Source organism: Pseudomonas graminis, assembly GCF_004364335.1.
GTDB lineage: Bacteria > Pseudomonadota > Gammaproteobacteria > Pseudomonadales > Pseudomonadaceae > Aquipseudomonas > Aquipseudomonas graminis_D.
Genome location: NZ_SOCR01000006.1, coordinates 106,500 through 126,313 on the forward strand (window position 1 = coordinate 106,500; position 19,814 = coordinate 126,313).

Consider the following 19,814-nt stretch of genomic DNA (forward strand, 5'->3'; position numbering starts at 1 on the left):
GCGAATCACCTGTCCCCTACTTCTTGCCTTTCACCACCAACTGCGCCGGCGCTTCGCCCAAGGCCTGCCAGTTCGGCCGATACATCGACTCCACTTGGGGCGGCGGCACGCGGTACACGCCCGGCGTCACAGCCCGCGCCAGATACAGCAGGTGCACCGTGTTGAAGCCCTCCAGATCCACCGCAGCCACATAGCGATCGCCGCGGAATTCCTGATGCTTCACGCCGGCGTTCTCCATCGATTCACGCCACTGCTTCACGGACTCGCTGGCGTCCTCCAGACTGGCCGAGCTCTGCGCCAGATTCTGGTTTTCGATCTCCAGACCGGCCGGCAGCAGGTCCACCACCAACGCATCCGGCACACGCTCCTTGGCCTTGATCTCAAGATGCACCAGGACCAGTTCGCCGCTCTTCAAGCCATTGAGGTTCAGTGCCGCGCCGTCCATGCCCAGATAATCACGGCTTATGGACAGGTTCTCGCCACCGGCCGCAGGCGGCTGCGACGGATACCCGGAAATCGTCATCTGCTGATACAGCGTGTCGCCACCGGTGTTCTGCACGGTCAACGGCGCGGCCAGCACTGAACTGTCGAGTTTGACGCCCGGCTGATCGTTGCTCAGCTCGCGATTGTTGCTGCCGCTGGTCAGCGTCGCCGCCCATTTCGCTTCAGGTTTGCCGAGCAGATCGCGACCGGCGAGGAACAGCGAATTGCGTTCCTGGGTCGACAGATAGCGGTTCGCCACGACCTGGTCGGACAGCGCAAACAGCCGCTCCTCGACCTTTTCCGGCGCCAGTTTGTTCTCCTCCAGCAGCGACAGAATCAACGCCTGATCACGCAACGGGCTGCCGTAATCGGCGAGCCAGTCGTTGGCCTTGCGACCGGCTGCCAGCCCTGCGAGCAAGGCCTGATCGGCGCGGGGTTTGTCGCCCATTTTCTCAAGGGCGATGGACAGCTGCACCAGCGGCAGACCTGACCGCGCATCGCTGCGGCGGTCAAACAGACTGCGCAGCGCACCCAACGGTGCCTGCTGACTGCGTGACAACACCAGACCGGCGTAGGCCTGCACGGCGAAGCGGGTGTGGTCGGCGTTTTCGCTGTAATTGACCTCGATCTGATTGCGCTCCTGCAAGTAACGCAACAATCGCTCGTTGGCCTTTTTCAGCGCATCCGGCGGTACCGCGAAGCCTTGATCGCGAGCACGCAGCAGGAAGTCAGTGACGTAGGCAGTCAGCCAGTATTCCTCCTCGCCGTCCGCCGCCCACAGGCCGAAGCTGCCGTTGTAGCGCTGCATACCGATCAGTCGCTCGATGCCCAGTTCGATCTTGCGCTTGCGGTCGGCATCGGATTCGCCTTGCAGGCCCAGACGCTTGAGCGTTGCGGCGTCGGCGTAGAGCGACGGGTACAAACCGCTGGTGGTCTGCTCCAGGCAACCGTAGGGATAGGCTTTCAACGCGCGGATCTGTTCGCCAAGGTTCAGCGGCGGACGGCTCGACACCGACAGCAACGCCTCGCGCCCCGCTGGCTCGAAGGCCTCAAGGGCGCCGTCCGGCAGGCTCCATGCCTGATCCTTGAGCACCGCGCGGTATTGCTTGAGCATCGCCGGGTACGCAGGGCGCACGCCGATGGTCCACTCGCGACTGAAAGCCGGCAGGTTCTCGCCCGGCAGGTCCAGACCGTTGACCGTCACCCGAATAACGCCCTGACCGAAACCGCCCAGCGCCTTGACCGGAATCTGCAGCGTGGTGCGTTGCCCCTGATTCAGGCTGACGGCTTTGGCGCCGTCGCCTTCAGTCAGACTCAACTGCCCTTCAGCCACGACTTGCACGTTGAGCTTTTGCGCTTTGCCAGACAGGTTCGACAGGTCCAGCGCCACCTTGGTCTGGTCGCCGCCTGCCAGGAAACGCGGTGCCGATAACTCAGCGATCAACGGCGCCGCCACCACGGTTTTGGCTTCGGCCATGCCGTAGCGCTCGTCAGTCCAGGCTTGCGCCATGATCCGCAGCTCACCGTTGAAATCCGGGATGTCGACGCTGACTTCCGCGTCGCCCTGCTCGTTCAGGGTCACCGGTGCGCTTTGCAGGGCGACGATGGTGACGCTGGTTTCCGGTCGCTTGCCGCCTTTGGCCAGGGCCGCGTCGCCGCCGAAGGCCAGGCTGGCGAGACGATTACGCCCGGCCTCGATCAACTGCCCGTAGATGTCCAGTTGGTCGGCGCCGTATTCCTTGCGCCCGAACATCGCCGCGAACGGATCCGGCGTGGCGTATTCGGTGATGTTGAGAATGCCCACGTCCACCGCAGCGACCAGCACATGCACACTTTTCGGGATCGTACCGTCGGCGTTCTTCGCGTTGACCTTCAGCTTGAGCGGCTGCTTGGGCCGCATCTTTTCGGGTGCTGTGACGGTCAGCGCCAGCTTGCGCTGCGAGCGGTCCAGCGGCAGGTGCAACACGCCCACGGCACGTTTCGGCGTGACGTTGGCTTTGCGCTCACCTGGACGAATCACCAGCGCGCTGACATAGAGGTCATGCCGCGCCCATTTCTTGTCCATCGGGATGTCGTAGGTTTTGCCTTCTGCGGGCACATCGATCTCTTGCCACCACAGCGGCCCTTCGCTGGACTCTACCAACAGATAGCCCTTGCCCGCCGAGGGTGGCGTGACCGTCACTTTTGCGGTGTCGCCATCGGCATAGGCCGGTTTGTCCAGCGCCAGCTTGACCTGATCGGGACGCACGGCGCCGCCTTCGGCATTGTCCTGCCAGCGATAACCGGCCCAGAAACGCACGCTGCTGATCAGACCGGTGGCCGGATCCTCGACTTCGACGCGATACGGGCCCCACTCGACCGGGAAGCTGATTTTCGCCGTCGAGTCCTTCTTCACGCTGAGGGTGTCTTCGGACAGGTTGAGAAACTTCTCGTTGAAGTGATAGCTCCAGCCATCGCTGTCGGAGTAGTTCCAGTAGTAATCGCGGCGCTCGCGGACCAGCCGCACCTTGAGGTTGTCGGCGGCCAGTTTGTGGCCCTGGGCGTCAGCCATCAGTACTTCGAATTCGACAGGGCCGTCGCCGTCAGTGGCTTCGCCGTCGTACAAACCGCGCAGGCCCGGCATTGCGTCAGCGGGCCAGACCGGCTGGGTCAGACGCCGCGTGATCGGCCGTCCGCCGGACTCCTGCAAACTGGCCTGCAACACCAGCTCCAGCGGCGAACGGGCCTTGGCCCATTGGCTGTCGATGCTCAGGTCGAGCTTGCCGTTGGCATCCAGCGTGCTGTCTTCGATTTCCAGGTCTTGCTTGAGGTCTTCCTCGGTCACCGAACCAAACTGATAACCCGGCAGCCCGGGCACGGCTTCACGCAGCGGACGCACATAGAGCTGACCGTTCAGGCGATTGCCCGACGCCGGCGCGCCGTAGAGGTATCGACCGGTAATCGCTACGTCGAACGGCGCATCAGGTGCCAGCGGGGTGTCGCTGCCCTTGAGCTCCAGCGCCATGCGCTCTGGCAGGAAGTCTTCGACCTGGAATTCATACAATTGCGGCTTGCCGTCACCCAGATCAAACACCAATTGCCAGCGACCCGTCGGCGCCTCATCCGACAGCTGCAATTGATATTGGTACAGCCCGGTGGCATCAGCGTCCCACACGAACTTGCGACTGACCTGCTCATCCGGGCGACGCACTTCCACGGTGATCGGCTGTGGCTTCACGCTCTTGCCGTCGCTGTCACGCAGCAAGCCATTGAGTAGCACCACTTCACCCGGGCGGTAGAGATCGCGCGGGCCGAAGATGAAGAATTGCAGCGGGTGCGCCTTGGGGCCTGTGATGTCGAACTCGGCCAGATCCAAAGCGGCGCTGTTCAGACGCAGCATGCTGGTCTGCTCGCCTTGATGGGCCAGCAACACTTGGGCCTTGGCCGGCAATGGCAGCTCGGCGTGGCCGGCGTTGTCGGTCTTGCCCTTACCGATCACGCGACCCTTCTCGTCATACAGCTCGACGTCGACGCCGCTCAGGGCTTTGCCGCCTTCCAGTGCCTGGGTGAAGACGTCCAGCCGATTGGCGTAACGGTGCGCAGACAAACCAATGTCGCTGAGGGTGAACAGCGTGGCGGGCTGGGTGTAGTTGTAGGTCCCGGAGGCGCGCATCACGGCGAGATAAACGCCCGGCTGTTGCAGCGGTTTGAGGCCGGAGATCGGCAGCAGCACGGTCTCGCGAGTGTTGCGCGCAGGGTTCAGGTCGAAACGGCCGCTGTAGACCAGATCAGCCAGGGGCAGCAGTTCTTTGGACTGGTAACTCTCAAGGCTGGACGAGCCTTCCCACGAGCCAAGAAACGCAGGCAGTGACTCGGGCTTGATGCGGAAGAATTCGACGTCCACTTTGTCGACGTTCAGCGCGATCACCGGCAAGCCCTCAGCGAGCCGCGTCGGCAGCAGACTGCCGCGACTGGCAAAGCCCACAGTCGCTTGCAGATCAGAGGTTTCAAGACGCGCGGAGTACTCGGCCGCCAGGGTGTTGTTGTTCACCGCCACCAGGCCTGGATCGATGGTCAGCACCAGCTTGCGCTTGGGCTCAAGGTGACGCAGGCGCAGCTCCATGAGGTTGTCCGACAGCTCCCAGGCGCCATCGACCTTGCCGTCCTTGCTGTCGACCAGGTGCACTTTTTCAGCGAATTTCTGATCGGGATTCAGCGGCACCGAAAAGCTCAACGACAGCGTGCTGGCGCCATCGAGCTGAACTTCGGAAACGTCCACCACCGTCAACTCGCGGCCGGCGTAGCGCTTGCTCAGCGCGGGAATGTCCACCGCAGGCTTGGGCTTGGCATCGGCGGGGCCCGGCTGCGCAACTGCCGCAGCAGGTGGGGCGGGGACAGGCGCGGGCTTGTCGGACGAAGAGGAATCGCAGGCACTGAGTAGCACCAGCGCGCAGGCCAGGAACAATCCTTTGTTTAGCATGAGGCACTCATTTGGACGACAGCGATGAGGGAGCAGAAGTTATAGCACCGCTTTTGCAATCGTAAAGCGCGGCGCGCAGATAGACCGTGGGTTTGTGCGTTTGTTCTCAAGGGGGCAAACGCAACGGTGGCTGCAGCCAACGCGCTTCGTCTGTCTGCCACGATCAACTGTAGGAGCGACCGGGGTGACGCTCCACCTTGCCCGCGAAGGCATTTTCACAACAGATAGAGATGCGGCGGATGTACTGGCGCTTTCGCGGGCAAGCGCGCTCCTACAGTGGTTTTGCGGTGGGCGATGGATCCCGGTCGCCTCTTCGTGCGCAAGCTCACCCTCAGATACTGCATCCAACGCGCATCTTCGGTCTGCCTCGATCAACTGTAGGAGCGCGCTTGCCCGCGAAGGCGTCTTCACTGCAGATGAAGATGCGTCGGATGTTCTGGCGCCTTCGTGGGCAAGGTGGAGCGCCACCCCGGTCGCTCCTACAGTGGTTTTGCGGCGGGCGATGGATACTGGTCGGGCACGAAGTCCGTAGGCGATGCTTCGTCCAGTGGTCGCGCAGTAACAGCACAACGGACGACAGAAGTCCTGCATCCACGCGTCGTCATCGCTACACTCGCGCGCTTGCCCGGGAGCCTTCATGTCCAACTTCTTCAACGACTGGCGTCAGCGCGCGACCCATCGGCAGGTGTGGGCGCTGGCCGCACCGATGATCCTGTCGAATATCTCCGTGCCGCTGGTTTCGCTGGTCGACAGCACGGTGATCGGCCATCTGCCCCACGCTCACCAACTGGGCGCTGTCGCGGTCGGCGGCACGCTGTACAGCTTTCTCGCCTGGGCCATGGGTTTCCTGCGCATGGGCACGACGGGGTTTGCCGCCCAGGCCGCCGGGCGCAATGACGGCGCGGCGCTTCGTCAGGTGCTGTTGCAGGGCTTGCTGCTGGCGATGGGGTTCTCTGTGCTGCTGGGACTGATCGGCTTGCCGTTCCAACACCTGGCGCTGGAAATGATGCAGCCCTCGGACGATCTCAACGAGCTGACCCGCGACTTCTTCCACACCCGCTTGTTCGGTTTGCCCGCGGCGTTGGCGAGCTATGCGCTGGTGGGCTGGTTCCTCGGTCTGCAAAACGCCCGGGCGCCGCTGGCCATTTTGCTGACCACTAACCTGGTCAACATCGCGCTGAATCTGTGGTTCGTTATGGGGCTGGACTGGGGCGTGGTCGGCAGCGCGCGTGCGTCGGTCATCGCCGAATGGACCGGCGCCCTCCTCGGCCTCGCCCTCACCCACAAAGGTCTGCGCGCGTATCCGGGACAGCTGGCAGTGTCCGCGCTCAAGCGCTGGCAGAGCTGGCGCCCGCTGCTCACGGTCAATCGCGATATCTTCATTCGCAGCCTGATCCTCCAATCGGTGTTCTTCCTGATCACCGTGCAAGGCGCTCGACTGGGCGATGCGACCGTGGCCGCCAATGCGCTGCTGCTCAACGGGCTGTTGCTGATGGCCCACGCGCTGGACGGACTGGCTCACGCCGTTGAAGCCCTCTGCGGACACGCCATCGGCGCACGGGATCGCGAGGCGTTGCGACGCTCGTTAAATGTCTCCGGAGGCTGGTCACTGATCTGTAGCGTCGCGTTCGTAGGGCTGTTTCTGCTGGGCGGGCACCTGTTCATCGAGATGCAGACAGACATCCCAGCAGTGCGCGACATTGCTTTCGTCTATCTGCCCTATCTCGCCGTGCTGCCCTTTGTCGCGGTCTGGAGCTATTTGCTCGACGGCCTGTTCATCGGCGCCACCCGCGCCCGCGAGATGCGCAACGCGATGATCGTCACGGCCTTGATCACCGCACCGTTCGCCTGGCTGGCAAGCGGGTTCGGCAACCACGGGCTGTGGCTGGTGTTCTTGCTGTTCATGGCATTGAGGGCGCTGACGCTGGGGTATCTGGCCAGACGCTTGAATCGCAGCGGCGGCTGGTTCAACGGCTGACCGAGGCGCTCGACACCTGCGCCTGATCCTGAGCGTGGATAAACGCTGCGACCTCCTCCAGCACCGGCGCCAGGCTGCGTAACGGCCTGGCCAATGCACCTACCAGCGTACGGTGGCTGGTGCGAGAGAAATACACCTCGCGCACTGACACGCCCTGAGCGCGCAACTGACTGGCCATGCCCCCCGTGTTGCGTTGCGGGTTGACCTCCGTATCGTCGGTGGAAGCGAGCAGCAGCGCCGGCGGAGACGCTGCGCTGACATGGTTGATCGGCTGCGAGTCGGGTGGCGAATTCGGGAAGTAAAACACCGGCTTCACCTCCGCGTCTTCAATGGGCAGAAAATCATAGGGCCCGGCCAGACCGATCCAGCCCTTGATGATGGAAGGCGTCGTGCCCGCCGCCGCCAGCCATTGCGGATCCAGGGCCAGCATCGCCGCGTTGTAGGCCCCGGCACTGTGGCCCATCACATACAACTTCGCCGGATCACCGCCGAACTGACGAATGTGCGCGCGGGTCCAGCCCACCGCCTGGGCGCTATCCCGCAGCAGTTCCTGGTAATGCACTTGCGGGTACAACCGGTAATCGGCGAGCACGGCAACAATGCCCCGAGACGCGAGCGCCTCACCGACGAAAGCGTAGTCACCCCGCGATCCGCTGGTCCAGCTGCCACCATAGAAGAACACCACGACCGGCGCGTCCGGCGCTGCATCTTTGGGCGTGTAGATATCGAGTTTGTTGCGCGGGTCCGGGCCGTATGCCAGGTCGGACGTTCTGCTGAACGTGCTGCCCGGTGTAAAGGCGTCAAGCACCTTCAACGGCGAGCAGGCCATTAACAAGGTCATCAGCCAGGCGGTGAGCACAGCTTTGAGCGCCAGCTTGATCATCGTTCATGCTCCCGAAACAGTGAAGGACGCCTTACTGTGCAGCCAACGAAAACGGGCCACAAGGGCCCGTTTTCGAGAGTCACTACATCATCACGACGACAGGTAGGAAGACCGCGTCAGGCCCAGACGCAACGCATCCAGGAACTGAGTGCGCTCACGCGGGGTGATCTTGGCGCTGGCCACCTTGTCCCGGTAATGGGTCATCAGTTCTTCCGGCGACAAGTGCACGTAACGCAGCATGTCTTCGATGGTGTCGTGGGTTTCGATCCCGGCCGAATACGCACTGCCATCCTGATTCTGGTAGATGTTCACCGAATCGGTGTCACCAAACAGGTTGTGCATATCGCCCAGAATTTCCTGATACGCGCCGACCAGGAACACGCCCAGCAAGTAATCCTCACCCTCATTCAACGAGTGAACCGGCAGGCTGGTCTCGATGCTCTGCTCGTCGACGTACTGATTGATCTTGCCGTCGGAGTCGCAGGTCAGGTCTTGCAGCACGGCACGACGCAGCGGCTCTTCATCCAGGCGATGCAGTGGAATGATCGGCAACACCTGATCGATCGCCCAGGTGTCCGGCAGGCTCTGGAACACCGAGAAGTTGCAGATGTACTTGTCGGCCAGCTTGTCGTTGAGTTCGTCGAGCACCTGACGATGGGAACGCTGACGGGCCTTGAGCGAGTTGTGCAAACGACGGCAGACGGCGAAGTAGCACTGCTCACCCAGGGCTTTCTGCGCCAGGGTGATCTTGCCGTCGGAATACTGGGAAGCAATGTCGCTCATGTAGTGCGTGGCGCGCCAGTAGGTCTCGGTGACCATCTCGATATCGGTCGGGCCGAGCAGGTCGATCAGCCACTGCAGGGTTTCCGGCAGGTTTTCCTTGTCGGTGATTTCCGGCACTTCGTCGTTGTGACGTTCGACGTCCGTCACCTGGATCACCAGCATGGCGTGGTGCGCGGTCAGCGAGCGGCCGCTTTCCGAGAAGATATGCGGATGCGGCAGACCCTGCGCGTCGCAGAACTCCTTGAGCATCCCGACCACAACACCGGCGTAATCGTCCATGTCGTAGTTGATCGAACTGGCGTTGCGCGAATGCGTGCCGTCGTAGTCCACGCCCAGACCGCCGCCCACATCGATGTGGTCCACCGGCAGGCCGAGGTTGCGCAGCTCACCGTAGTAACGAATCGCTTCCTTGAAACCGTGTTGGTAGTCGGCCAGGTTGGCGATCTGCGAGCCCATGTGGAAGTGCAGCAGACGAATGCCCTGATCAAGGCCTGCCTTGGTGAAGCGCTCGACGACCGACAGCAACTGCGCGGCGGACAGCCCGAACTTGGACTTCTCGCCACCGGTGTCGGCCCACTTGCTGGAAGCCAGGGACGACAGACGCACACGCAGACCCACTTGCGGCGCGACTTTCAGCTCGGCGGCTTCTTCGATGACCAGTTCGACTTCGGATTCTTTCTCGATGACGATAAAGACGTTGTGGCCCAGCTTCTGCCCCATCAAGGCCAGGCGAATGAACTCGCGGTCTTTGTAGCCGTTGCAGACGATGGTGCCGCCCTTCGGCGCCAGGGCCAGCACGGCCATCAGCTCAGGCTTGGAGCCGGCCTCGAGACCAATGGAAACGTCTTGCGTGGCGATGATGTTTTCCACCACCGCTTCCTGCTGGTTGACCTTGATCGGGTACAGCGCAGTGTATTTGCTCTGGTATTCCAGGCGGGCGATGTTCTCGTCGAACGCACCGGTCAGTTGACGCACGCGGTCCTGCAGAATGTCAGGGAAACGCACCAGCAATGGCAGGGACAAGCCGCTCTTGCGCAACTGATCGACCTGCTCGTAAAGATCGATGGGCGAGCTGGTCGGCCCGTTGGGGCGAACTTCAACGCGGCCGGCTTCATTGATTGCGAAATAACCGGCCCCCCAATGACGAATCCCGTAGACACTGCGGCTGTCTGCCACGGTCCATTGGCTGCCATCGTCTTTGCGTGTGCGTCGTACGGACATCAAAGTCCCCTATAGAAAAGTCATAAAGCCCCGGCCTGACCGGCTGGGCGCAGTGTAGAGCGTGGAAATGACGGTTTGGCGCCTGCTCGCTGTGGGGTAATAGACCCGCGTTGCGCAGCAGAGTTTGCATGGGTGACGGCGGCCAGACCGACGACGAAAATAAACGGGCTTGAAACCGACGGCTCAACCGCCCGACTTTTTCGCCTTGAAACCCTGCTTGATCAGCTCGGCCAACAGCGTTTCGACGTGGTCACCCTGGATTTCGATCACGCCATCCTTCAGCGCGCCGCCGGTTCCGCAACGTTGCTTGAGGGTCTTTGCCAGGTCCTTGAGCGCGTCCTCGGCCAGCGGAACGCCGGTGACAGTCGTGACGGTCTTGCCGCCGCGGCCTTTGCTTTCACGGCGCACGCGGGAGATGCCATCACCTTCCGGGATGAGTGTGCTTTTGCAGGTGCAGGCGTCGACGGGCTGACGGCAGTCAGGACAATGCCGACCGGCGTCGGTTGAAAATACCAGGCCACCCAGGGCGGCGAAGGATGCGGCTTTTTTGGCCACCGGCAATCCTCTTGTTGAGGAGCGAAGTCTGGCCGGCGGGAGCCGACCGCGAAGCCCCACTCAGGCAGGGGCGGCGCTACCGGATCGCAAGGGCGGTCCGGCGTGAAAAGTCGCGCAGTGTAACGGCAAAAGGCGCCGATGCTAAGTGCAAATATGCGCCAATTTACGGAACATTTGCGACGCCTTCCAAGTAGCGCTTAAAGGCGGCCAGTGAGTCCGGGCAGTAAGGCTTTTCAGCGGTTTCGCGCAGCACCTGGTCGATGCTGAGAAAGCGTGCTTCCAGCACTTCTTCCGGCTGCAGCTTCAGCGGGCCGTCCCAGACCGCCGAGAACACTGCGCACCACAGTCGGTTGTCAGGCTGATCGAAGAAGAACCGCTCGTGAGCCGTAAGCGGCACGCCGGAGACGCCTAGCTCTTCCGCCAGTTCGCGCGCCGCCGAGAGCTCGTAGCTTTCATCGGCCTGCACCATACCGCCGGCCGCTACATCCCAATAGCCGGGATAAATCGCCTTGCTCAGGGTGCGTCGATGCACACACAGCTCGCCGGCCGAATTGAACAGCAAAATGTAGGTGCCGCGTCCGATGAGACCGCGCTCGCGCAGCTCTGCCCGAGGCAGCGCGCCGAGGGATTGATCGTGACGATCAACCCAGGCAATCAGCTCGGCGTCGGAGGCCGCACGGTGGGCGGCCTCTTGATCGGAAACGCTCATCGATCAGCCTTGGGACAGCAGCTGACGCAGGTCAATCACCGCCGCGTTGGCACGGGACAAGTAGTTGGCCATGACCAGCGAGTGGTTGGCGAAGATGCCGAACGGGCTGCCGTTGAGGATCATCGGGCTCCAGATCGGCTCTTGCGAGGCTTCCAGTTCACGAATGATCTGACGCACGCTGACGGTTGCATTCTTCTTCGCCAGAACATCGGCGAAATCGACTTCGATCGCACGCAGCAAGTGCGACAGAGCCCAGGCCTGACCGCGTGCTTCGTAGAAGACGTTGTCGATCTGCATCCATGGGGTTTCAACGATTTCTTCGTCAACCTGCGGCACTTCGCCCGGCTTGACGGTGACCGTGGACTGCGCCTCGGTTTTCAGGGTGCTGTTCAGTTTGACCCGACCCACACTGGCGGACAGTCGCTGGGACAGAGAACCCAGGCGCGTACCGACGTCGCCCAGCCAGTTGTTCAGGTTGTCGGCGCGGGTGTAGAACAGCGCGCCCTTTTGATTCGGGTCAGACAGGCGCGCCTGGTAGCGGCTCAGCGCAGCAATGCCGTCGCGGTACTGGGACTCGCTCGAAGGCAGCACCCAGCTTTTGTTGTCGAAGTTGAACAGCGGCTCGGCACGCGCCAGGTCGCCATCTTCGGCGGACTGGGATTGCGAGCGGGCGAAGTCTTTACGCAGCGCACGGCTCAAGTCGCGCACCTGGACCAGCACGCCGTATTCCCAGCTCGGCATGTTGTCCATCCACAGGCCGGGCGGTGAACGATCGTTGGAGATGTAACCACCTGGCTTATCCAGCAGAGTGGAAGCGACGGTCTTGAGGGTTTCGACGGTGGTGTAGCCCAGCACCATCTGCTTGCCTTCGCTTTGCGCGGCAGCCTGGGCTTGCTGCTGGACCGGAAACAGGGGCGGTTCGCTGCTCCACCAGATGCCGAGCACCACGGTGACCACCAGATAAATACCCACCACGGCCCCGACGGCGCGACTGAACAACAGGCCGCCCCAATAACCGCGAGGCGCCTTGCCCATCGGCTTTGCGTCAGCGCGTTCAGTTCCCGCGCTGCCCGCGCGCTTCTTCCAATCCAGCATGGCCTTGTCCTTTCAATCACGGAATTCAGTGCTTCTGACCGCAACCTTACAGCAAGGTGCGTTTGGCAGGGAATGTGGTGGCAGGTGCAATTGTTTAGCAGCTGAGTCGAGCAGATCCTGAACGCCGCATTGTCTTTTCCGAGGCCCTCCCGGCTGAAGCCGGTCCTGCCAGGGCGTGCGGCACGTAGTCGCACCGGTTGATCGCTCTGCCTTGAATAGAACCACGGGTTCGAACACTCAAACGCGTTTAAAGATAGAAATTTGACGAATGAAACCGTCAAAAAACAACGAGAAAATGACTTGCGGCGTCCTGACTCGGGAGAACTAGTGCTAGCATAGCGCCAGCATTTGTATCGGGATTCCCTTATAAAGAAGTCAGGACATGACCGAAGCAGACGATCCGAGCCGCGACCGGCTCAAACACCATTTTGCCCAACGCGTTATTCATCAGGCTCGTCAGATTCTTGAGGTGTGGCAGCGCCTGCAGCAAAGTGAATGGTCGGCAACGGACCTGACTGAAATCACCGAGGCCAACCAGCGGCTGCTGCGCTTCGCTGAACGTTTCGAACAGACCGAGCACGTGCAACTGGCCACCGCGATTAACGCGGCGTTGCTTGACGTCCGGGCCAACCGTGGCCGCTTGAGCAGCGCCCTCATTACTGATCTCAATCGGCTGATGCAACGCCTTTCCCGAACCGGCCTCAGGCATGGCGACCGACTTGAGCAAACCGCCCTGCCCCCCCTGCGCAAGCCGATTTACATCGTGCTGGAGGATCACGAACGCGGCGAGCGTCTGGCCAAGCAACTTGAATTCTTCGGCCTGAGCGCGCAGTCCCTCGGCAGCGTCGATACGTTCCACATGACCATGGCCGAGCGCTTGCCCGCCGCCGTCGTCATGGACGTCGACTTTGGTGGCGCGGGCGAGGGCCTGAAGCTCGCCACCCAGATGCAGGAAGGACTCGAACAAAAACTGCCGCTGCTGTTTTTCAGCCATCACGAGACGGACACGCCCACGCGCCTCGCCGCCGTGCGCGCCGGTGGCGAAGAATTTCTGACCGGTACGCTGGAGGCCTCAAGCCTGCTGGAAAAAATCGAAATTCTGACCCGGGTCGCGCAGTACGAACCCTACAAAGTGTTGATCATCGACGATTCCCGTGCCCAGGCGACGCACACCGAGCGCTTGCTCAACGGCGCCGGCATCGTCACCCGGACCTTGCTCGACCCGATCAAGACCATGCCTGAGCTGGCCGAATTTCAGCCTGACCTGATCATCCTCGACATGTACATGCCCGGCTGCACCGGTACCGAACTGGCCAAGGTGATCCGCCACAATGACCGCTACGTCAGCGTGCCGATCATTTACCTTTCGGCTGAGGACGATCTGGATAAACAGCTGGATGCGATGAGCGAAGGCGGTGACGACTTTCTCACCAAACCGATCAAGCCTCGTCATTTGATCACCACTGTGCGCAATCGCGCGGCACGGGCACGCAACCTCAAGGCCCGAATGGTGCGCGACAGCCTGACCGGCCTGTACAACCACACGCACATCCTGCAACTGCTGGAAGATTGCAGCTTCCGCTCGCGGCGCGAGAACAAGCCGCTCAGCTTCGCCATGCTGGATATCGACCACTTCAAGAAGGTCAACGACAGCCACGGCCACCCCATGGGCGACCGTGTGATCAAGAGCCTGGCGCTGTTCCTCAAGCAACGCCTGCGCAAGACCGACTACATCGGTCGCTATGGCGGTGAAGAGTTTGCCGTGGTCATGCCGGACACTGACCTCGCGGCCGCCCATGGGGTGCTCGACGAAATCCGCCAGCGCTTCGCCGAAATCCACTACCCCGCGCAGCCGGTGGATCTGTTCTGCACGTTCAGCGCCGGGGTAGTGGAAATTGCCGAGCACGACGACGCACTGATGATGACCTCGCAAGCAGACGAAGCGCTGTACCGCGCAAAAAAAGCAGGCCGCAACCAAGTGCATGGGCTAGAAGTACATTCAGCAGTGTCGCCCCTGAGCAAACACACCCAGCCGGACATCGTTTAGCTGGCTGCGTCCTGCATCATTTTCAGACCAACTTCAGACCGAAGAACTACTGCCCTCCCTGCACGCCCGCAGCCACTCCGCTATCATGCGCGGACTTCTGTGATGCGAGACCGCCATGCGCCGCCTGCTTTGTCTGTTACTGCTGATCTGTGCCCTGCCCGCTCTCGGTGCAAGCTTTCTGGAGAACAGATCGAGCCCCACACTGGGCGGCGCAGCAGTCGACAACAGCAAAGACTTCCTGCCTGTTCGGCAGGCGTTCCAGCTGAACCTGAGCGACACCACCCCTGAAGCCATCAAGCTGCAGTTTGTCGCCACTGAAGGCTACTACCTGTATCGCCATCGCTTTCAGTTCCGCACCGAGCCCGCCGACATCGGCCTCGGCGCCGCGCAACTGCCAGACGGCGAAAAGAAACACGACGAGTACTTTGGCGACGTTGAGGTCTATCACGGCATTCTCGACGTCAGTCTGCCGCGCGAAGCCGGAGACACCCGGCCCTTCACCCTTGTCGTTACCTATCAAGGCTGCGCTGACAAAGGGCTCTGCTACCCACCGGAAACCGAGCGCTTAAGCATCGGCGGCAGCGCGACCTCAGCAGTCAGCGCATCTGCTTCTGCGCCATCTGGCAACGAGCAACAGATGCCGTCCTTCAGCTGGAAACAACTGGCGCTGTTTTTCCTCGCCGGCGTCGGCCTGACCTTCACACCATGCGTGCTGCCGATGCTGCCGATCCTCTCCGGCGTCGTCCTGCGCGGGCAGATCGGCGGGCTGCGCGGGTTCTCGTTGTCCTTGGCCTACGTTCTGCCGATGGCGATCTGCTTTGCCATCCTTGGCGCAGTGATGGGCATGTTCGGCGCCAGCCTGAATTTGCAGGCGCGACTGCAATCGGCGTGGGTACTCGTGCCGTTCGCCGGGTTCTTTGCGCTGTTTGCCGTCGCCATGTTCGGCGCGTTCGAGCTGCGCCTGCCCCGCGCGCTCAATGACAGACTGGACCGCATCGCCGGCAATACCCAAGGCGGGTCTTTGTGGGGCGCGGCCGTTCTGGGCGTGGTCTCAAGCCTGCTGGTCTCGCCTTGTGTCTCGGCACCACTGGCCGGCGCATTGCTTTATATAAGTGCGAGCGGCGATGCGCTGGGCGGGGCCTTGAAGCTGTTCGCTCTGGGCCTGGGCATGGGCGCGCCGCTGGTGCTGGTGGCAACGGGCGGCGCGGCGTGGCTGCCGAAAAGCGGGCCGTGGCTGGTCGCGGTCAAGAATGCGATCGGCGTGCTGTTGCTGGCCCTGGCCATCGGTTTGCTCAGCCGGGTAATTCCGGGGCAAGCCACGTTGCTGCTGATCGGGCTGCTATGTGCCGGCATTGCGCTGTTCATGGGCGCGCTGGAGTTCAGCGAAAAGACGACGCGGGGTCGCCTCGCCCACCTGCTGGGCCTGTTCTTGCTGGTCTACGCCCTTGCCTGCTGGTACGGCGCGTTAAGCGGTCAGTCCGATCCATTGCGTCCAATCGGGCAATCCCAGGTCATTTCGGGCCGTGCTCAACCGACGCCAGAAAGCCGCTGGCAGACGGTGACCCAGGCGAGTGAGCTCGACCGGATTCTTGCGGAATCCAAAAGCGCGGGCCAACCGGTGCTGGTCGACTGGTACGCCGACTGGTGCATCAGCTGCAAGGTCATCGAGCATGAGGTTTTGCCGGATCCGAAAATCGTCAGTCAGTTGGGCGCTTTCAGGCTGATCCGTTTCGACATGACTGACAGCAGCGCCGAGCAACGCGCCTTGCTGGATCGCTACAAACTGTTCGGCCCTCCCGCGCTGTTGTTTTTCGGAAAAAACGGCAACGAGCTGGCAAATGTGCGTGTCGTCGGCGAAATCGACGTCGAAGCGTTCGCAGAGCGACTTTCTAGAGCAAATGACCAAATTTAGCGTCATGGTCACAAACTTCGCGCAAACATCGGGCATCGTGCTGAATATTGTGGGTAACTGGACAGTCCATCGTCCTTTCCGGCATAGTCGCTGCCCATCAGCGGCTCACTCTGTACGTGAGCGTCGAAAACGCGCACAACAAGGAACACTCGATGGCGACTTTTCTGGTTCTTCACGGACCTAACCTGAACCTGCTGGGAACCCGGGAACCGGGGATCTATGGCTCGATCACGTTGGCCGATATCAACCAGGATCTGGAACAGCGCGCGCGCGAAGCCGGTCACCACCTGATGCACCTGCAGAGCAACGCTGAATACGAGTTGATCGATCGCATCCACGCTGCACGCGATGAAGGCGTGGATTTCATCCTGATCAATCCGGCTGCTTTTACGCACACAAGCGTTGCGATACGTGACGCGCTGCTGGGAGTGAGCATCCCATTCATCGAAGTGCACCTGTCAAACGTGCACAAGCGCGAACCTTTCCGCCATCACTCCTACTTTTCAGATGTTGCTGTAGGCGTGATCTGCGGCCTTGGCGCCAGCGGTTACCGACTGGCCCTGGAGGCCGCCCTGGAACAATTGGCCAAGAGTTCGAAAGCGTGAACGGCACAGTCCCGTACTGAGCCAAACCGCCGGAACCGGCTACCAAATCCCCCTGACCGTCCCTTGGGAGTTGATGATTAATGGATATCCGTAAAGTCAAGAAACTGATCGAATTGCTGGAAGAGTCCGGCATCGACGAACTGGAAATCCGTGAAGGCGAAGAGTCCGTACGGATCAGCCGTCACAGCAAGACTCCAGCACAACAGTACTACGCGCCTGCCCCGGTTGCCGCTCCGGCACCTGCCCCGGCTGCTGCGCCAGTGGCGGCTGCCGCCGAAGCGCCCTCTGCTCCGAAGTACAACGGCAGCGTCATCAAATCGCCGATGGTCGGTACCTTCTACCGCACTCCAGCGCCTGGCTCGCCAGCGTTCGTTGAAGTCGGCAAGACCGTCAAGAAAGGCGACACCATCTGCATCGTTGAAGCGATGAAAATGATGAACCACATCGAAGCTGAAGTCAGCGGCACGATCGAATCCATCCTGGTAGAAAACGGTCAGCCGGTTGAGTATGACCAGCCGCTGTTCACCATCGTTTGAACCGGGGAGAGCCTGCGATGTTGGAAAAAGTCCTGATCGCCAACCGCGGCGAAATCGCCTTGCGCATCTTGCGTGCCTGTAAAGAACTGGGCATCAAGACCGTCGCGGTCCATTCCACGGCAGACCGTGAGCTGATGCACCTTGGCCTGGCAGACGAAACCGTCTGTATCGGCCCGGCGCCAGCCAATCTGTCGTACCTGAACATTCCGGCCATTATTTCGGCTGCAGAGCTGACCGGCGCCACGGCGATTCACCCGGGCTACGGTTTCCTCGCGGAAAACGCAGACTTTGCCGAGCAGGTCGAGAAATCCGGCTTCGCGTTCATTGGCCCGAAAGCCGAAACCATTCGCCTGATGGGCGACAAGGTGTCCGCCAAAGACGCCATGAAGCTTGCCAAGGTGCCAACCGTTCCCGGTTCCGACGGCCCGTTGCCGGAAGACGAAGAAACCGCGCTGCGCATCGGCCGTGAAGTCGGCTATCCGGTGATCATCAAGGCCGCTGGCGGCGGTGGTGGTCGCGGCATGCGCGTGGTGCACAAGGAAGAAGACCTGATCGAAGCGGCCAAGCAGACCCGCGCTGAAGCGGCTGCCTGGTTCAGCAACCCGATGGTCTACCTGGAGAAATACCTGACCAATCCGCGTCACGTGGAAGTGCAGGTGATTTCCGACGGTCAGGGCCAGGCGATTCACCTGGGCGATCGCGACTGCTCGTTGCAGCGCCGCCACCAGAAGGTTCTGGAAGAAGCGCCGGCACCCTTCATCGACGAACAAGCCCGCAAGGACGTGTTCGCGGCCTGTGTGAAAGCGTGTATCGACATCGGCTACCGTGGCGCCGGCACGTTCGAGTTCCTGTACGAGAACGGCCGTTTCTACTTCATCGAAATGAACACCCGTGTTCAGGTGGAGCACCCGGTTTCGGAGATGGTCACCGGTATCGACATCGTCAAGGAGATGCTCAGCATCGCCGCTGGCAACAAGCTGTCGTTTACCCAGGATGACGTCGTCATTCACGGGCATTCGCTGGAGTGCCGGATCAACGCTGAAGATCCGAAGACCTTCGTCCCGAGCCCGGGCCTGGTCAAGCATTTCCACGCGCCGGGCGGTAATGGCGTGCGTGTGGATTCGCACCTGTACAGCGGCTACAAGGTTCCGTCCAACTACGACTCGTTGATCGCCAAGCTGATCACCTGGGGCGCAACCCGCGATGAAGCCATGGCGCGCATGCGTAACGCCCTGGATGAAATCGTGGTCGACGGGATCAAGACCAACATCCCGCTGCACCGTGACCTGACCCGCGATGAAGGCTTCTGCGAAGGCGGCGTCAACATCCACTACCTGGAACACAAGCTGGCCGCTGAAAAGCATTGATCCACCAGTAACGTGCTGCAGACCAACAAAGCCGCTCTCGAGCGGCTTTGTTGTTTTTCGGTCGGGCCTCTGGATTTTGGGACGCGCCCATCCTGTGGGACCGGCTTTAGCCGGGAAGAGGCCTGGGTGACCGACATCACCTTCGCGGTGTGACGCTTAACGCATTCCCGGCTAAAGCCGGTCCCACTTTCCCAGCCTCACTGCCACACCCGCTTTGTTGTTTCTTCACGAACACCGTAAACTTCCCGGTCTTTCGTGGCCGTCGGCCGCCTTTCAATTTTTCAACTCGAAGGTCACCCGCCATGCCTTGGCTGCAAGTCCGTCTCGCCATTAGCCCAGAACAAGCCGAAATCTACGAAGACGCCCTGCTCGAAGTCGGCGCCGTATCGGTGACGTTCATGGACGCTGAAGACCAGCCGATCTTCGAGCCAGAGCTGAACACCACGCCGCTGTGGTCGCACACGCACTTGCTGGCGCTGTTCGAAGCCGACACCGATGCCGATCACGTGCTCGCTCACCTGAGATTGCTCACCGACGCCGAGCTGCCGGAACACACCCACGAAGTGATCGAAGATCAGGACTGGGAACGCAGCTGGATGGACAACTTCAATCCGATGCGCTTCGGCCAGCGGTTGTGGATCGTGCCAAGCTGGCACGCCGCGCCGCAGCCCGATGCGGTCAATCTGTTGCTCGACCCGGGCCTGGCATTCGGCACGGGTACCCATCCGACCACCGCGTTATGCCTTGAGTGGCTCGACGGCCAGGACCTCGCCGACTGCAACGTGCTCGATTTCGGCTGCGGCTCCGGCATTCTCGCCATCGCCGCGCTGCTGCTGGGCGCTGAACAGGCCGTCGGCACCGACATCGACGTCCAGGCCCTTGAAGCCTCGCGCGACAACGCCGGCCGCAACAACGTCCCGGCCGAGAAATTCCCGTTGTACTTGCCCGAAGACCTGCCCCAGGTGCCGGCCGACGTGCTGGTGGCCAACATCCTGGCGGGCCCATTGGTTGCTCTCGCGCCGCAGCTGGCGAGTCTGGTCAAACCCGGTGGCCGTCTGGCGCTGTCCGGCATCCTTGCCGAGCAAGGCGATGAAGTCGCTGCCGCCTACGCTGACACCTTCGATCTGGACCCGATCGCCAACCGCGAAGGCTGGGTGCGGATCACCGGTCGTCGCCGCTGA

13 protein-coding genes are annotated in these 19,814 nt (G+C 61.6%); 7 read left to right on the forward strand and 6 right to left on the reverse strand.

The genetic code is table 11. The annotated features are described in order from the left end of the window. Positions 1–16: 16 nt before the first annotated feature. The gene (locus EC919_RS12700; RefSeq protein WP_133774389.1) at positions 17–4,942 is read right to left on the reverse strand and encodes an alpha-2-macroglobulin family protein; all 4,926 of its coding nucleotides are present in this window, start codon (positions 4,940–4,942) and stop codon (positions 17–19) included. A gap of 637 nt (positions 4,943–5,579) precedes the next feature. On the opposite strand from EC919_RS12700, the gene EC919_RS12705 reads away from it, so the two are divergent. Beyond that, complete coding sequence (locus tag EC919_RS12705) at positions 5,580–6,920, forward strand: MATE family efflux transporter (protein ID WP_133774391.1); 1,341 nt, start codon at positions 5,580–5,582, stop codon at positions 6,918–6,920. On the opposite strand, the gene EC919_RS12710 is transcribed toward EC919_RS12705, so the two are convergent. From EC919_RS12710 to EC919_RS12730, 5 genes are all read right to left on the reverse strand, one after another. Continuing rightward, a complete protein-coding gene (locus EC919_RS12710) occupies positions 6,910–7,803 on the reverse strand; it encodes an alpha/beta hydrolase (RefSeq protein WP_133774393.1) in 894 nt (297 codons plus the stop codon). The two genes, EC919_RS12705 and EC919_RS12710, sit on opposite strands and share 11 nt — an antisense overlap. 90 nt (positions 7,804–7,893) lie before the next feature. After that, positions 7,894–9,807, reverse strand: a complete 1,914-nt coding sequence (gene speA, locus EC919_RS12715; RefSeq protein ID WP_133774395.1) for an arginine decarboxylase — start codon at positions 9,805–9,807, stop codon at positions 7,894–7,896. Positions 9,808–9,990: 183 nt separating this feature from the next. Then, positions 9,991–10,362 carry a translation initiation factor Sui1 gene (locus EC919_RS12720; RefSeq protein WP_133774396.1) on the reverse strand — a complete coding sequence of 124 codons (372 nt, stop codon included), beginning with the start codon at positions 10,360–10,362 and terminating at the stop codon, positions 9,991–9,993. Positions 10,363–10,525: 163 nt separating this feature from the next. Next, positions 10,526–11,071, reverse strand: coding sequence for an NUDIX hydrolase (locus EC919_RS12725; protein ID WP_133774398.1), 546 nt, complete (start codon positions 11,069–11,071; stop codon positions 10,526–10,528). A 3-nt stretch (positions 11,072–11,074) separates the two neighbouring features. Continuing rightward, positions 11,075–12,166 (reverse strand): DUF2333 family protein, encoded by a 1,092-nt coding sequence (locus EC919_RS12730; protein ID WP_133774400.1) that lies wholly within the window; start codon positions 12,164–12,166, stop codon positions 11,075–11,077. Between the two features lie 382 nt (positions 12,167–12,548). On the opposite strand from EC919_RS12730, the gene EC919_RS12735 reads away from it, so the two are divergent. From EC919_RS12735 to prmA, 6 genes are all read left to right on the forward strand, one after another. Then, on the forward strand, positions 12,549–14,213 hold the full coding sequence (locus tag EC919_RS12735) for a response regulator (protein WP_133774402.1): 1,665 nt from the start codon (positions 12,549–12,551) through the stop codon (positions 14,211–14,213). Between the two features lie 115 nt (positions 14,214–14,328). Next, positions 14,329–16,125, forward strand: coding sequence for a protein-disulfide reductase DsbD (locus tag EC919_RS12740; RefSeq protein WP_133774403.1), 1,797 nt, complete (start codon positions 14,329–14,331; stop codon positions 16,123–16,125). Positions 16,126–16,277: 152 nt separating this feature from the next. After that, entirely contained in the window at positions 16,278–16,730 is a 453-nt protein-coding gene (gene aroQ / locus EC919_RS12745; RefSeq protein ID WP_133774405.1) for a type II 3-dehydroquinate dehydratase, read from the forward strand. An 80-nt stretch (positions 16,731–16,810) separates the two neighbouring features. Continuing rightward, positions 16,811–17,266 (forward strand): acetyl-CoA carboxylase biotin carboxyl carrier protein, encoded by a 456-nt coding sequence (gene accB / locus EC919_RS12750; protein WP_133774407.1) that lies wholly within the window; start codon positions 16,811–16,813, stop codon positions 17,264–17,266. Between the two features lie 17 nt (positions 17,267–17,283). Next, positions 17,284–18,633, forward strand: coding sequence for an acetyl-CoA carboxylase biotin carboxylase subunit (gene accC / locus EC919_RS12755; protein ID WP_133774409.1), 1,350 nt, complete (start codon positions 17,284–17,286; stop codon positions 18,631–18,633). A 302-nt stretch (positions 18,634–18,935) separates the two neighbouring features. Further along, positions 18,936–19,814: a 50S ribosomal protein L11 methyltransferase gene (gene prmA / locus EC919_RS12760; protein ID WP_133774411.1), complete on the forward strand. Its 879-nt coding sequence runs from the start codon at positions 18,936–18,938 to the stop codon at positions 19,812–19,814.

Excerpts from the sequence above, each read along its gene's own strand:
- EC919_RS12700 (WP_133774389.1), bottom strand. The coding sequence starts at position 4,942 with ATGCTAAACAAAGGATTGTTCCTGGCCTGCGCGCTGGTGCTACTCAGT.
- speA (WP_133774395.1), bottom strand. The coding sequence starts at position 9,807 with ATGTCCGTACGACGCACACGCAAAGACGATGGCAGCCAATGGACCGTG.
- accC (WP_133774409.1), top strand. The coding sequence starts at position 17,284 with ATGTTGGAAAAAGTCCTGATCGCCAACCGCGGCGAAATCGCCTTGCGC.
- EC919_RS12740 (WP_133774403.1), top strand. The coding sequence starts at position 14,329 with ATGCGCCGCCTGCTTTGTCTGTTACTGCTGATCTGTGCCCTGCCCGCT.
- EC919_RS12705 (WP_133774391.1), top strand. The coding sequence starts at position 5,580 with ATGTCCAACTTCTTCAACGACTGGCGTCAGCGCGCGACCCATCGGCAG.
- EC919_RS12710 (WP_133774393.1), bottom strand. The coding sequence starts at position 7,803 with ATGATCAAGCTGGCGCTCAAAGCTGTGCTCACCGCCTGGCTGATGACC.
- aroQ (WP_133774405.1), top strand. The coding sequence starts at position 16,278 with ATGGCGACTTTTCTGGTTCTTCACGGACCTAACCTGAACCTGCTGGGA.
- EC919_RS12735 (WP_133774402.1), top strand. The coding sequence starts at position 12,549 with ATGACCGAAGCAGACGATCCGAGCCGCGACCGGCTCAAACACCATTTT.
- EC919_RS12725 (WP_133774398.1), bottom strand. The coding sequence starts at position 11,071 with ATGAGCGTTTCCGATCAAGAGGCCGCCCACCGTGCGGCCTCCGACGCC.
- accB (WP_133774407.1), top strand. The coding sequence starts at position 16,811 with ATGGATATCCGTAAAGTCAAGAAACTGATCGAATTGCTGGAAGAGTCC.
- EC919_RS12730 (WP_133774400.1), bottom strand. The coding sequence starts at position 12,166 with ATGCTGGATTGGAAGAAGCGCGCGGGCAGCGCGGGAACTGAACGCGCT.
- prmA (WP_133774411.1), top strand. The coding sequence starts at position 18,936 with ATGCCTTGGCTGCAAGTCCGTCTCGCCATTAGCCCAGAACAAGCCGAA.